The 13,200-nt window shown below is 59.1% G+C and carries 12 protein-coding genes; 2 read left to right on the forward strand and 10 right to left on the reverse strand.

All coding sequences use genetic code 11. The features are described 5' to 3' along the window. Window positions 1-31: 31 nt before the first annotated feature. From BLT38_RS14085 to BLT38_RS14130, 10 genes are all read right to left on the reverse strand, one after another. The gene (locus tag BLT38_RS14085; protein WP_083345752.1) at window positions 32-1,459 is read right to left on the reverse strand and encodes a PepSY-associated TM helix domain-containing protein; all 1,428 of its coding nucleotides are present in this window, start codon (window positions 1,457-1,459) and stop codon (window positions 32-34) included. A gap of 74 nt (window positions 1,460-1,533) precedes the next feature. Continuing rightward, entirely contained in the window at window positions 1,534-1,920 is a 387-nt protein-coding gene (locus BLT38_RS14090; protein WP_083345753.1) for a DUF2946 family protein, read from the reverse strand. 168 nt (window positions 1,921-2,088) lie between these two features. Then, window positions 2,089-3,534, reverse strand: coding sequence for a DEAD/DEAH box helicase (locus BLT38_RS14095; protein ID WP_083345754.1), 1,446 nt, complete (start codon window positions 3,532-3,534; stop codon window positions 2,089-2,091). Window positions 3,535-4,206: 672 nt separating this feature from the next. Then, window positions 4,207-4,698, reverse strand: a complete 492-nt coding sequence (locus BLT38_RS14100; protein ID WP_172838284.1) for an FtsX-like permease family protein — start codon at window positions 4,696-4,698, stop codon at window positions 4,207-4,209. A 115-nt stretch (window positions 4,699-4,813) separates the two neighbouring features. Further along, a complete protein-coding gene (gene murI / locus BLT38_RS14105; protein WP_083345756.1) occupies window positions 4,814-5,629 on the reverse strand; it encodes a glutamate racemase in 816 nt (271 codons plus the stop codon). Continuing rightward, window positions 5,622-6,290, reverse strand: a complete 669-nt coding sequence (locus BLT38_RS14110) for a GerMN domain-containing protein (protein ID WP_083345757.1) — start codon at window positions 6,288-6,290, stop codon at window positions 5,622-5,624. Before BLT38_RS14110 ends, murI begins: the two co-directional genes overlap by 8 nt. Further along, window positions 6,287-7,048: an N-acetylmuramoyl-L-alanine amidase family protein gene (locus BLT38_RS21055; RefSeq protein WP_083345758.1), complete on the reverse strand. Its 762-nt coding sequence runs from the start codon at window positions 7,046-7,048 to the stop codon at window positions 6,287-6,289. Before BLT38_RS21055 ends, BLT38_RS14110 begins: the two co-directional genes overlap by 4 nt. An 84-nt stretch (window positions 7,049-7,132) precedes the next feature. Then, window positions 7,133-8,242, reverse strand: a complete 1,110-nt coding sequence (locus BLT38_RS14120; RefSeq protein ID WP_083345759.1) for a VWA domain-containing protein — start codon at window positions 8,240-8,242, stop codon at window positions 7,133-7,135. Beyond that, window positions 8,226-9,257 carry a VWA domain-containing protein gene (locus BLT38_RS14125; protein WP_083345760.1) on the reverse strand — a complete coding sequence of 344 codons (1,032 nt, stop codon included), beginning with the start codon at window positions 9,255-9,257 and terminating at the stop codon, window positions 8,226-8,228. Before BLT38_RS14125 ends, BLT38_RS14120 begins: the two co-directional genes overlap by 17 nt. 321 nt (window positions 9,258-9,578) lie before the next feature. After that, window positions 9,579-11,153: a DHA2 family efflux MFS transporter permease subunit gene (locus BLT38_RS14130; RefSeq protein WP_083345761.1), complete on the reverse strand. Its 1,575-nt coding sequence runs from the start codon at window positions 11,151-11,153 to the stop codon at window positions 9,579-9,581. Window positions 11,154-11,289: 136 nt separating this feature from the next. Between BLT38_RS14130 and BLT38_RS14135 the strand changes: the two genes are divergently transcribed. Both BLT38_RS14135 and tsaE read left to right on the forward strand, forming a co-directional pair. Continuing rightward, the gene (locus tag BLT38_RS14135; RefSeq protein WP_083345762.1) at window positions 11,290-12,732 is read left to right on the forward strand and encodes a DUF1015 domain-containing protein; all 1,443 of its coding nucleotides are present in this window, start codon (window positions 11,290-11,292) and stop codon (window positions 12,730-12,732) included. A gap of 9 nt (window positions 12,733-12,741) precedes the next feature. After that, the gene (gene tsaE / locus BLT38_RS14140) at window positions 12,742-13,179 is read left to right on the forward strand and encodes a tRNA (adenosine(37)-N6)-threonylcarbamoyltransferase complex ATPase subunit type 1 TsaE (RefSeq protein WP_083345763.1); all 438 of its coding nucleotides are present in this window, start codon (window positions 12,742-12,744) and stop codon (window positions 13,177-13,179) included. The last annotated feature ends 21 nt before the right edge of the window (window positions 13,180-13,200 follow it).

The following is a 13,200-nucleotide window of genomic DNA, read 5'->3' on the forward strand; positions in this document are numbered from 1 at the left end:
GGGCTGGAGAGTTATTCCCCAGCCCTTCCGTCTATGCGACAACACTGAGTCCAAGCCAGCGACCGATCGCTGGAACGCGCGACAGTACCGTCGATTCCAATAGCAAGACCGCAATCAACGAGAACGCCATCGCTGGCAGATAGATCGCAAGTGTAAGCACCGCGGCCACCAATGCGAAACTCCAGCGTGGACGTGCTAATGGCACGGGAGCGCCTAACACTCCAACATGCCGTCTTCTCCACCAGAGGATAACTGCGCTGACGCAAAGCAGAACCAATCCCATTGCCGTGCCCAGTCCCAGCAACTGGTTCATCAGTCCAAAGAGTTGACCTTCGTGCGCGGCAATCCCCGTTCCAACAACACGATCAAGAATCATCCCCTGATTGAAGTTCTTCCGGCTTACGATGGCTCCTGTCTCGGGGTCCGCTTGCAACACATCGCGTAGCGTGCGGTTCTGTGCGTCAGACTTGATCGTCCATGCACCGCCAGTCTTCATGGCAGGCATGATCTCCACCGGCGCGGCCAGATGTAGTGTTGCTGCGACTGGGACGAGCACGTTGAAGGGCTGGTATGGATCGGTGCCCATCATCATGTCGTCCACGCTTCCCATGTCGTGGCCCATATGGCCTGAGTGTTCCATGCCCGGCATGTCGTCCATGGCATTGCTCAGGCTGTTGCTGTTCTGTGCCATACGATCAGCAAGCGCATCGGCGCGGCTCGTGGTCCAATCCTGCTTGGTAGCGGATGTGCCTGTTACTTGCCGGACCTTCTTGAAGTAGCCTCCCCAACCTTTGGCCCAGGGAAGTCCGGTGAGGATGAGGAACAACGCGAGTGCCGAAACCCACAGACCAGTTACCGCGTGGAGGTCTCGCCAGAAGATGCGGCTGCCACTGCGTGTGCGTATCCACAGAACGCCCGCAAGCTTCTCCGTCTGTCGCGGCCACCACAGATACAAACCAGTAAGCAGCAGGACGATCGCCCATGAAGCAGCAAGCTCAACCAGGTACGAGCCTGGTGTTCCCACCAGCAACTCACCATGCATATGCTGAACCACTGTCATGAACCGGCGGTCTTCGCTGATGGTGTGCAGGATGGCAAGCGTCTGTGGATTCACGTAGACGCGATACTCCTTCTTGCCAATGCCCACGATTACTCGCACCGCAGCATCATCGCTTGGCGGCAGTTCGTAGTAATGCAGTGTTGAACCTGGAACTGCAATGACAGCAGTGCGAGCGATCTGCTCTGGCGTGGCGCGCGGGCCAGTGAGACGCAGATGGTTATAGGGACGATCCATCCAGCGTTCGATCTGCGGCTTGAATAGATAGATCGAACCTGTAATCGATAGCCATATGACAAGAGGGATACAGAAGATGCCAGCATAGAAATGCCAACGCCAGATGGTGCGATACAAGCGACGCCCTTGCTCTTCTACAGAGACGTTCGCGGCAGCGGTTGCCATGAAAGGTTTCCTTCCTTCGATGTAAGCGGAGACGAAGACTCTGCTGCATTGCCGGGCAGCAGAACTCGACAGAGTTACCGATTTAGGAAGGAGGGAGGGCCGCGTTTTCCGCGCGCTCGATCATGCGCAATGCGTTGACTAAGTTCTGCTTGCGTAACAACCGTCGATTGCCCCTGTAAAGCCGTGAACAGCAACGGCGCAGAAGGAGGTGCGAGGAGGTTGGTGCCGGTGCCAAGGCTTAGCACTGCTGGACAGCAGGGGCACTTCTCCTGCAGGACTGAGACGTGGCGGTGATCCGTTGGCTGCTCGTCCTGTTGCGCCATCTGCGTGCAGTGGTGCATGCCGGCGCGGCGGCAGCAGGCAGGCAGCGACGCTTCACTTCGCGGGGTGAGTGCGAAGAGCGACGATGCCAACGGCAAGCCGAAGACAACCAGCAACAGGATGGCGAGAAGCTTACGCAATATCGCTATGGAACCACACGCGTGCGTTCACGGCAATGGATTACGCACAGAAGTCCAAAGGGACGCCCGAAGGCGTCCCTTTTTGCATGGAGAGAACTAGGCTGGTTTGCGAGGAAGTGGTGCGATCGTCGCCGCCCTTCGCAAGGGGTCCGCGCGAAATCAACCTTCTTACCGGCGACGACGACGGCGGAAACCGCCACCACCACCGTTACCACTGCCGCCGTTGCGGCCATTTCCGTTGCCACGGCCCGCGTGATTGCGGCCCTGCGGTACGGGTGCGTCTTCCAGGCTGGTGCCCTGCTGGTTGGTCTTCCAAGCCCGGGTCTCCAGCTGCATCAGATCGCCTACGTTGTTCAGGTCAAGGGGAGCATTGCGCTCTTCCTTAGCCAGATTCTTGTCGGCTTCGCGCCAGAGGAAGCTAATCTTCAGCTCCCGCTCAATGCGGCGCGCATCGCTGCGCTCCTGCGGCATCACGAAGGTAGTAGCGAAGCCTTCCTTGCCTGCTCGGCCGGTACGGCCGATGCGGTGGACAAAGTCTTCACTAGCGTTGGGGAGATCATAGTTCACAACGTGCGCAATGTGGGAAATATCTATTCCACGCGCTGCGACGTCCGTTGCAACTAGGATTCGGCTCTTGCCCGTGGCGAACGCCTTCAGGGCCGAGGTGCGCTGGGACTGGGAACGGTCACCGTGGATGATGCTGGCGGTATAGCCCAGCTTCTCCAGCTTGCGGCCGATACGGTCTGCACCGTGCTTTGTACGGCTGAATACGAGGAACGTACCTTCTTCCTCGTTCAGCATCTGGTCCAGCAGGCCGAGCTTCTGGTCCTGCATGACCGTGTAAGCACGGAGTTCCACACGCTCATTGGGCTTGGAAGTGGTGCCGATCTCGATGCGGACAGGCTTCTGTACGTAGTCGCGCACGATCTCGGCGATGTTGGCGTCGAGGGTGGCGGAGTAGCACATGGTCTGGCGGGTCTTCGGCAGTGCGCCGACGATGCGGCGGATGGCCGGGAGGAAGCCCATGTCCAGCATGCGATCCACTTCGTCCAGTACGAGCATCTCTACGTGGCGGATGCTGATCTCGCCGCGCTTCAGGTAGTCCTCAAGGCGTCCGGGCGTGGCAACGACCAGGCGCGGACCACGGCGGAGAGCGTCAAGCTGTGCGCCTTCGCTTAGGCCACCGCAAACCAGCACGGCATCGTTCTTCTGGCCGGGCATCAGCTTGGCGTAGTTGTCGAGCACCTGCATGGCCAGCTCGCGGGTGGGGAGCAGGATGAGGGCGCGGATGGGCTTGATCTGGCGCTTGCCCTGCTTCTCGCCGGGAGCGGGAACTGGAAGCGGGGTCGCGTCCATGCGCTCGATCATCGGGATGAGGAAGCTGAGGGTCTTGCCGGTGCCTGTGGCAGCGGTGGCGAGTACGTCACGGCCTTCCAGGGCGGGAGCAATTGCCTTTGCCTGCACGGGCGTAGGCGTGACATAGCCTGCCGCGGCAAGACGGTCCTTCAGACGCTGGGAGAGGTTGAAGTCGGTGAAGAGGGGGGAAGAAGTGGTGGTTTCGGTGGAGTTAGTCGGAACGTTCTGTTCTGCGACTGCAGTATTGCCAGTGTTCAAGTGTGATCTTTCTCTGTCTGTGTGCGGCGGTGTCCTTGTTCAGTGCGGACAGCCTGCCTGCCAGTTCGTTGTAGTGATGCAGGTGTGTTTTCACTCCTTAGGCGTGGAGCGGAACACTATGGATCGATTCGATCAGCATTGGTTTGATAGGCCTTTGCTGCTGCACGGCGAGATCGTTATCCCTGCTGCTCCGGTCTGGTAAACGCCTGATGCGCTTATCTCTCGAGAGTCCAGGTGATCTTCAAAGCCAGAGCAACCAACGCTTCCCTCTCTCTTGTTCAAGGGATGGCATGCAGCGGTGGGACAGAACATCGCGGTCTCTGGCCAGCCCCAATCCACTTCGGGCCGTTCCCTGCGACGTACAGAGCAGAATCACTCTGTGGAAATTGTAGCACAACTCATGGGTACCCCCTCCCCCTCTTTTTCTAAAATCGTCTTTCTATTGGGGTTACGGCGAGGGTGGCTGTAAAATAGTCTGCCCATTGAGGTTAGGGGCAAAATCGTCTTTCTAAAGGAGTTAGTTCAATACCTGTTAGCTTTTCGGTTCCCCTTGTTTCTATTTTAGAAGTTTCGGGGAAATACCATGCCAACTCTATTTCTTTTGGTTTGTTGGGGTTGGATGGATTCGGGGCTTGACACGTTTTGATGCTGTTTCGTTTGTTGGCGGCGGGGTCAGTCTTCGCAGGCCAGGGCGTCCAACACCTCAAGCCTCGTAGCGTGCCATGCGGAATACGCCCCAGCCAGGAAGAAGACCGTTGCGGCAATGATTCCGGCAGGTAGCCAAAAGCTGTATGGCGTGCGCAATACAAACAGACCACCAAGAACCGTTGAAATCAGCCACTCATGAAGGTAGGCAAGGATGATTCCGACAATCGTTCCAGGGAGAGCAATCAGGATTGTTTCCTGAAGAAGTAGTACGAGGATGAAGGTGAACGCTCCGCCCAAGACTCGGTATATCGCGAATTGCCGCGTCCGTTCCCTGACCTGGGAGAATCTGTTGATCGCCAAGAAGAGGAAGGTGGCGCCAGTTGCAGCCCAAGCCACGCCAACGACCATGGCCCGGACCGCGATGATGAATCGATTCGGATGACTGGCGGGGTCGAGTGATGCCCCGGCTATTGTCAGCACCATCATGACCGCTAACCCGATTGCCAGCGCATTCAAGTACGCCTGCTGAGCGTTATAGCGAAGGTGTCCCGTTACCAGAGGATGGACTGAGAGCATGTGGCTCGTAGCATAGCAATCCGCATATCCGGAGGGAAGGTGACGGTAGTCGCCGTCAGTCTTCGAGGGTGATGAGTTCTACTGTGGGGATTTCGCGGCCGAGGAAACGGGGGGCGAAGCGCTGGAATTTGGCGGCTGCGTCTGTCGCTAGGAAGTGCAGCCTGGGTTCCGCACTACCGGGGTTTGCTGCGGTGGGTAGCAGGGTGACGGTGTGGCGGGCGGTGGCCTCGGCGGAATCGACGATGGGGATATTGCCGTCAAGCTTGGCGATTTCTCTTTGGAGCAGCGGGCGCAGCAACGGGTAATGCGTGCAGCCCAGGACGATGGCCTGTGGTGGCTGTGGTGCGGCGGCCAACGCCTCTTGCAGGTAGACGTCTGCGATCTGTTCCGTGATGGGACCGTCTGTCCAACCTTCTTCTACCAGTGGGACGAAGAGTGGGCAGGGCTTTTCTACGGCCTGGAGGCCGTGGGTGGCGCATGCCTCTGCGTACGCGTGGGAGTTGCAGGTGCCTTCGGTGGCCAGCACGAGAACTGTGGAGTCTGGTGGGACGATGGCTGCGGCGGCTTCTGCGCCGGGGCCGACGACGCCTACGAGTGGCACGGGGGCGTTGTCCTGAAGCGATGGCAGTGCCAATGCCGAGGCGGTGTTGCAGGCGATGACGACGAGTTCTGCGCCGCGGCTGACGAGTTCGCGAATGGCGGCGCGGGTGTACCGCGTGATGGCGGCCTGCGATTTGGAGCCGTAGGGCAGATGGGCCGTGTCGCCGAGGTATAGGAAGTCTGCACCGGGGAGATGGTGCAGGAGTTCGCGGAGCACGGTGAGGCCACCGAAGCCGGAATCGAAGACGCCGATGAGCGGGCGGTTAGTCATGTGTGGCGGTCTGTACGGGCGCGGTGATGGAGGCGTCTACGTCGAAGATGCGGTCGAACTCCACGCTGCCTGCGAGGGTGTCTCGCGGTTTGCCGTCGACGAGGAACTTCACCTTGGTGATCTCTGGCAGGTTGGCGTGCAGGGTACCGACGATGGACTGGATGGTGAGTGTCTCTGAGGTGATACCGGCGGGATGACCGTCAACCCAGGAGGAGCGCAGGTTCACGACGGCGAGTTCTCCGGTGACCTGTGTCAGCGGGTCAGCCTGCGCGTCTTTGGTGAGCGGGGCGTGCTGCGCCGAACCCAGTGGAAGCGGCACGAGGAAGACATCGTCAACGGAGATGCCGCCATCGAGCGGATGGTTCGAGCGCGGCAGAGAGTACTCCGCCAGAAGATGTTCCACGAGAGCGCGTGCGCGGACGGCGGGGGTTTGCGGCAGTGCGATGGAGCGCACGGTGGGGGTAAGGGTGAAGTCGGAGTCGTCTGCAAGATCCAGCGTGACCTGTTCGGAGGCGGAATAGACCGGCGCCTCAAGGGGTGTGTGGTCAGCGTTCTTTACGTCTGCAAAGTTTTTGCGGTGCATGTAGACGAGGAAGATGGCCATGAAAACCGACGCGCTTAGCAACACGATGAACAGGATGCGCTGGTAACGAGGGATCATTGCTGCGCTGCTCCTGTGGGTTTGGGTGTTGCTGGTTTTGGCGCGACTGGTGCTGCCTGCGGGGTGGCGGGCTTGGGCGCGGGTGTCGGTACGACAGGCTCCGGCTTGGGCGGTGCGGGCGGCGTCATGCTGCCGACTTTGTTGCGCCAGAAGAGGAGTACACCGGCGATGGTGTCAGCCACTCGGTTCTGATATGGCGGATCGTCGGCGGTGGTGCCGTCTTTCTGCGGTCCCATTTCAATGGCGACTGCCGGGCACTGCATGTTGTCGAGCGGGCGCGTCCATGTGGTGCCGCTGGCGATGGGGATGCGGGTGCGACCGAAGGCTTCACGCATGCCGCTGGCGAGGGCTTGCGAACGCGCGGCGTATGCGGATTGTGCTTCGTCCCAAACGACTGGCGCAGCGGGATCGACCATGGATGGCTGCGGCAGAGTCGTTGTGAAGAGATGAACGCCGTTGCCGGTGCTGGAGGCGTACAGCAGGATGCAGGCGATGGGATGTGTGGTGTTGGCGATGGAGGCGCGCTGGTCGTTAGTGGTGTCCACGTCGGATTCGCGGGTCATCTGCACGGCGAAGCCGCGAGCGCGCAGGAGATTGCCAAGACGCTGCGCCACCTGCAGCGTGACCTGCTTTTCTTCGACACGGTCTGCGATGTGCGAGCCGCCCTTGGACCCTCCGCGCGCGGGATCAATGAGCACTAACGGCTGTTGGGCGGCGGCGCTGACAGCGAGCAGGAGGGATGGGATAAGCAGCTTCACGTGATGGCTAAGTGATTGTAGCTGGTACTTTGTACCGTTCTCGACGCTTCGCGTGTTGTTCTATTTACTCAGAATGATGGACTTTTACTTTGCGTTTTCCGGTTTCAGGCCGGGTGCGGGGCCCACAGGTTGGGAGCCCTTGGGGAAGTAGCCGCTGCGGGTACGGACGGTGAGTTTGCCGAAGCCCTTGGCCTGAGCAGTGACGTGAACTGTGCGGTAGCCGCCAAGGCGCGCCGCTTTGGTGGAGCTGTAGGAGATGGTGTACTGCTGGCGGATATCCGCTGCGACCTGAGCGGCGATGGAGTCCACGTCTTCCAGCTTTTTGGGGAAGTAGGCGACGCCGCCGGTTTGTTCCGCGAGTGTTTCCAGAACGCGACGGGCGTGGCGGCTTTCGCGCTTGTCTTCGTCGGGGCCGAAGAGCAGGCCGACGCAGTAGATCACGGGGCCATCGAGTTCCTGCACGCGGCGGATGGTTTCTTCCAGCGTGGAGGAGGACGCGTTGTCGTCGCCGTCGGTGATGAGCAGGATGACCTGCTTGGGTTCTTTGGCGTTGCGCGAGAGATAGTCGGCGGAAGCGATGACGGCGTCGTACAGCGCGGTGCCACCGCTGGCCTTCACGTAGTTCAGGCCGTCTTCGAGCTTCTTGATGTCGTGGGTGAAGTCTGCGTCGATGTAGGGGTCGAAGGAGAAATCGACGAGGAAGGCTTCGTCCTTGGGGTTGGACAGCTTGATGAGATCGAGCGAGGCTTTGCCGACGGCGGCGCGCTTGTCGTACATGGAGCCTGAGGAATCGATGAGGAGGCCGAGTGAGACGGGCAGATCTTCATGACGCAGGCTGGCGACGGTTTGCTGCACGCCGTCTTCAAAGACGGTGAAGGCGGAGGGCTGCAGCGTTTGCACGGAACGGCCGCTGCCGTCGATGACGCTGGCGTTGAGGCGAACTTCACCGACCTCAGTGTGCAGCGTGTATGTGCCGCCGGCGCGCTGAATCTGATCTGTGGAGGGCTGCTGGCCTGTGGTGTCTGCACTGGCTGCGGTGGGGGCTGTCTCGGGGTCGGGCGAGGGGATGGGGTCGCGGTCGACGTTAAGAGACGGAGCCGAGGGCGCAGGGGCTTGCTGCGCGGAGAGCACGGGAAGCATCGTCAGAGTGGAAGCGAACAAAAGTGGTGCAAAACAGTTAATCCGACGGTGCATAGTAACCCTGGCGATTGTGTACGGAGAGCTGTGGCAATCCGGGTGGCGGATTCAGCTTCACCTTCAGCTTACGCCAGTTGCCATCGTGATGAAGGTCCGTGGGCTTGTATCCGATGACGTATTCATTTCGGAGCTCTGCGGAAATTCGCGACGCGATGTCTCCCAACTCTGCTACATCTGTGACGTGAAAAAGGCGTCCACCGGTTTGATCGCACATGTCCATTAGCAGGGCTGGGCCGTTGCGTTCTTCTTCGGTTGGCGCGTTTTGTTCAAAGATGCCGATGGCGTACATTTGCACGTCGCTTTCGCGGACGGCTTTGCGGAGTTCGCCTTCGGTGTAGCGCGAACGATTGTCGCCGCCGTCAGATATCACCAGCAGCGCCTTGCGTTCGTACTTGGCGTCTTTCAGCTTGTCGAGGCCGAGATAGACAGCGTCAATGAGCGCGGTGCGGTTCTGCGGCTTGAGCATGACCATGCGCGCGTCTACGTCGTCAACGTTGTTGGTGTAATCGACAACGATGTTGGGGCGGTCATTGAAGGCGACGACGAAGAACTCGTCCTGCGGGTTGCTGGTGCGCATGAACTCGCTGAGCGCGCGGCGAGAGCGCGTGTACTTGTTGTTCATGCTGCCGCTGAGATCGAAGATGATGCCGATGGAGATGGGCGCGTCGTCTGTGGAGAAGGTGCGGATAGTCTGCGGCTGGTTGTTCTCGTAGACGTAAAAGTTTTCGCGCTCGAGGCCGGTGACGAGGCGGTTCTGGTCGTCGGTGACGGTCATGGGGACGAGGACGAGGTTCGCTTCGACTCGGAGGGTGGCGCCGGGGCGGAGCGCGCCCTTGGCTGTGACGTCCTTACCTGTGATGACTTCACCCGCAGGCTGCTTGGGCGGATCAGGCTTGGTGGGGGTGTGCGGGTTTTGCAACGGATTTTCCTGCGCACGCAGTTTCCCTGCCGCAACGAACAGCAGCAAGAAGAAGAACAGTGACGCAACGACTTTACGGCCACGTGTTGACATATATCGCCCCCGGCTGTTCCTTACAGCGTTCGGCAAACCGTCTCGTCATTACTTGGACGGTTTCGGCCCGCAGAGGTTTTCTACGCCCCCGTGGGAAGACGATTGTACGCGATGGGGTTAGTGCCTTTGTCACAGTTTTTCTTCGGCGTGTTGCCGGATGAGGTGACAAAGACTTGCCATGCGTCGGCGACCTACAGTGCGGCTAAAACACTGCCAACGAGGGGTTTCCAGACGGCGGCGTGGGCTGAAGAGTGATACGGCGCAGGAAAAGAGAAGAGACCCTACCGGATCGCCCGCGGTGGAGACGCGTTTTGCAAAGCGCTAGTGGACGGCGCCTTCTGGTGCCTTTTCGCCGCCCTTTGGTTTGCTTAGAAGGAAGGCGAGAAAGAACATGCCTGCCGTCATCCACGCCAACATGCGATAGACATCGGCATAGCCCATAACGGCGGCCTGTTGGTTCAACTGTTGATACACGTTGGCCTGCGCGGCATATGGTCCTTGCGCCTGCCCTGCATGGATGCCGAGAAAATTGCCGACCTGTTGAATGCTGTTGTTGAACTGGTCGTTCGCGTAGTTCATGTAGTTCTGCAGGCGCGCTTCATGAAAGAGCGTGCGATTGGTGACTTGCGCACCCGAGAGAGCGATAAGGATGGAGCCGCCAATGTTACGTGCGAAGTTGACAAGGCCGCTGACCTGATTCGACGCTTCGCGCGGCAGACCCACGTATGCCGCATTCGTGATGGCAATAAAGCAGAACGGGATGGGTATGACCTGGATGACGCGGAGGAATGAGTTCTGGCCAAAGCTGATACCCAGCGTGATGTGCGTGGACATGTACCAGTAAGCAACGGCAAAGAAGACGAAGGCACAGGCGACCAATGTTCGCGCAGGAAGTTTGTCCGAGAGGATTCCGGCGATGGGGGCGCAAACGAGGAGAACGCATCCGCCAGCTGTGAGTGCCAAACCAGCGGTGGTGGCGTCGTAACCGAGCAGTTGTTGCGTGAATTGCGGTTGCAGCACCGTTCCAGCGTTGAGGATGCCACCGACCAACATCATGAGGAAGCAGCAGATGGCGAAGTTTCGGAAACGGAAGAGGCGCAGGTTCATGATGGGATTTTTGGCGCGCAGTTCCCACCAAATGAGCGCGATCATGCCGAAGACGAACATGGCTGCGAAGGTACGGATGAAGTTGGAGGCGAACCAGTCGTTTTCTTCGCCCTTATCAAGCGCGATCTGAAGGCCCGCCATGGAAATGGTGAGGAACGTGAGGCCGATGTAATCGACGTTCAGGAGGTTTTTCCTGTCGCCTTTAATCCATGGCGGATCGTCTACGAGGCGCGATACCAGCAGGAAGGCAAGGATGCCGACGGGGATGTTGATGTAAAAAATCCAGCGCCAGGAGTAGTTATCAGTAATCCAACCGCCGAGGGTGGGACCGATGGAAGGCGCGAGAACCGCCACCAACGCGTAAAGCGAAAACGCCGTTCCGCGCTGTTTGGGGTCGAAGGAATCGGCCATGATGGCCTGTGCCATGGGTTGCAGACCACCGCCGCCTGCGCCCTGCAAGACGCGGAAAAGCAGCAGCAAGGGCAGCGATGGGGCGATGCCGCAGAGGAAGCTGGCGATGGTGAAGATGGTGATGCAGAGCAGGAAGAAGTTTTTGCGACCGATGACGCTGGAGGCCCAGCCGCCCAAAGGCAACACGATGGCGTTGGACACCAGATAGCTGGTGAGCACCCATGTTCCCTGGTCCTGGCTGGCAGCCAGAGAGCCGGAAATGTGCGGCAGAGCCACGTTGGCGATGGAGGTGTCCAACACCTCCATAAAGGCGGCCAGCGCCACAGTACCGGCGATGAGCCAGGGATTAACCCTTGGTTTCCACTGTTCGTTCGCCATGATGTTTAGGTAGATGCAGAAAATTTTCAGGAGTATTCATGGCATTTGTGAACACTTCGAAAGAAGGGGAGATTTCAGGCCCGATAGAATGGAGTGGCACCGAATTATCGCAAGGAGCTCCTTCTCAAAGGCACGCATGCGTATTTATCCTTTCCGCGCCCTCCGTTACAACACACAAAAAGTACAGCTGGAAGACGTTGTTACACAGCCGTACGACAAGATCTCGCCTGCAATGCAGGAAGCGTATTACGAGAAAAGCCCCTTCAACCTGATCCGCGTGATCCTGGGCAAGCGCTTCCCTGCCGATACGGAGACGGAGAATGTGTACAGCCGCGCGGCAAAGACACTGCAGGACTGGCGCAAGGAAGCCGTGCTGGTGGAAGAGCGCGAGCCCGCCCTGTTTGGCTATGCGCAGCGCTACACCGTTCCCGGCACCAACGAAGTGCGCGAGCGCCGTGGACTGATCTGCCTGGGCCACCTGTACGACTATGCCGAGCAGGTGGTGTATCGCCACGAACAGACACTCGCTAAGCCGAAGAGCGATCGCCTTTCGCTGTTCAAGGCGACGCGCACGTACTGCGAACAGATTTATATGCTGTACAGCGATCCTTCGTTCACGGTGGAGAGCCTGGTGTTTGGCAATCGTACGGGTGAGCCGACGATTCCTGCGGACGAAACTGTGACCGATGAGTACGGCGTTGTGCACTCCGTATGGAAGGTGACCGATCCGCATGTGCTGAATCTGCTGGTGGGCGCGCTTTCAGACAAGAAGCTGATCATTGCCGATGGACACCATCGCTATGAAACCTCGACTGCGTACGCACGTGAACGCGCTGCGGAGCTGGGCGTTGCGGATTCGACGCGTCAGCACGAACACAGCGAGAAGCAGGTGGGTGAGGCAGACGAATCGCCGTCGAACGATGCGGATATGAAGGCGGGACCGCAGTTGCCGGTGCCTCCGTTCCCCGAAGCCGCGATGATGATGACGCTGGTAAACACGGATGCTCCGGGCATCACGATTCTGCCGACGCACCGCATTGTGTATGGACTGAAGGACTTTTCTTCGCAGGCGTTTCTGGATAAGGCTGCCGAGTTCTTCGATGTGAGCAAGGTGGAAGCGAAGGCTGTGGCCGCGGGTTCTGACGCCGAAGGTGTTGAGAGTGCCGCAGAGCGTCTTGCACCGCTGAATGGTACGGAAGGCGTTGCGTTCCTGGCTGTGATGGCCGATGGAACGTGGTTGCTGAAGGCGAAGAAGGCTGCGGTGGAAGGCGCGCTGCAGCATGTGCCGCCGCGTCAGCGTGTGATGGATGTGGTTCAACTACACGCGCTGGTGCTGGAGCAGTTGCTCGAGCTTACGCCGGAATCGATTCGTCAGCAGGAGAATTTGCGTTATCTGCGTAGCGCGGAAGATGCAGCAGCACAGGTGGCGCGCGGCGAGGCGGACATTGCATTCCTGATCAAGCCCGTAACGTTGGATCAGATGAAGGAAGTGTCGCTGGGTGGCGAAGTGATGCCGCAGAAGTCGACCGACTTTTATCCGAAGCTGCTGAGCGGACTTGCTTTCTACGCATTGGACTAATTGAAGTAAATGATTGAAAAACGGCTGAAAACACGCAGCGTGAATGGCACGATGGCGCTGGCGCAGAACATCATGGAATTGATGTTGCCTGCGCCGCGCCTCGTGATTCTGAAGGGCGATCTGGGCGCGGGTAAGACCACGCTAGTGAAAGGCATTGCGCAGTGCATTGGCGCGAATGCTGAGGATGTCACTAGCCCCACGTTCACGCTGGTGCATGAGTATCAAGGCACGAAGCTGAAGCTGTATCACCTGGATCTGTATCGTCTTGAAAAAGACGAGGAACTGCTTTCGCTTGGCATTGAGGAGATGGAAGCTGATCCGAATGCGCTGGTGCTGGTGGAGTGGGGCGAGAAGTTTCCGTCACTGCTGCAGCGGGCGCGCGGCGCGGTGGTGATCACGCAGGGCGAGGAGCCAGATGAGCGCTGGTTCTTTGTGCAGATGCTGTAGGCGCGTTCTCCCCTTCATAAA

This window comes from Terriglobus roseus, assembly GCF_900102185.1.
Classification (GTDB): Bacteria; Acidobacteriota; Terriglobia; order Terriglobales; family Acidobacteriaceae; genus Terriglobus; species Terriglobus roseus_A.

Excerpts from the sequence above, each read along its gene's own strand:
- BLT38_RS14085 (WP_083345752.1), bottom strand. The coding sequence starts at position 1,459 with ATGGCAACCGCTGCCGCGAACGTCTCTGTAGAAGAGCAAGGGCGTCGC.
- murI (WP_083345756.1), bottom strand. The coding sequence starts at position 5,629 with ATGACTAACCGCCCGCTCATCGGCGTCTTCGATTCCGGCTTCGGTGGC.
- BLT38_RS14110 (WP_083345757.1), bottom strand. The coding sequence starts at position 6,290 with ATGATCCCTCGTTACCAGCGCATCCTGTTCATCGTGTTGCTAAGCGCG.
- BLT38_RS14120 (WP_083345759.1), bottom strand. The coding sequence starts at position 8,242 with ATGCACCGTCGGATTAACTGTTTTGCACCACTTTTGTTCGCTTCCACT.
- BLT38_RS14125 (WP_083345760.1), bottom strand. The coding sequence starts at position 9,257 with ATGTCAACACGTGGCCGTAAAGTCGTTGCGTCACTGTTCTTCTTCTTG.
- BLT38_RS14130 (WP_083345761.1), bottom strand. The coding sequence starts at position 11,153 with ATGGCGAACGAACAGTGGAAACCAAGGGTTAATCCCTGGCTCATCGCC.
- BLT38_RS14135 (WP_083345762.1), top strand. The coding sequence starts at position 11,290 with ATGCGTATTTATCCTTTCCGCGCCCTCCGTTACAACACACAAAAAGTA.
- tsaE (WP_083345763.1), top strand. The coding sequence starts at position 12,742 with ATGATTGAAAAACGGCTGAAAACACGCAGCGTGAATGGCACGATGGCG.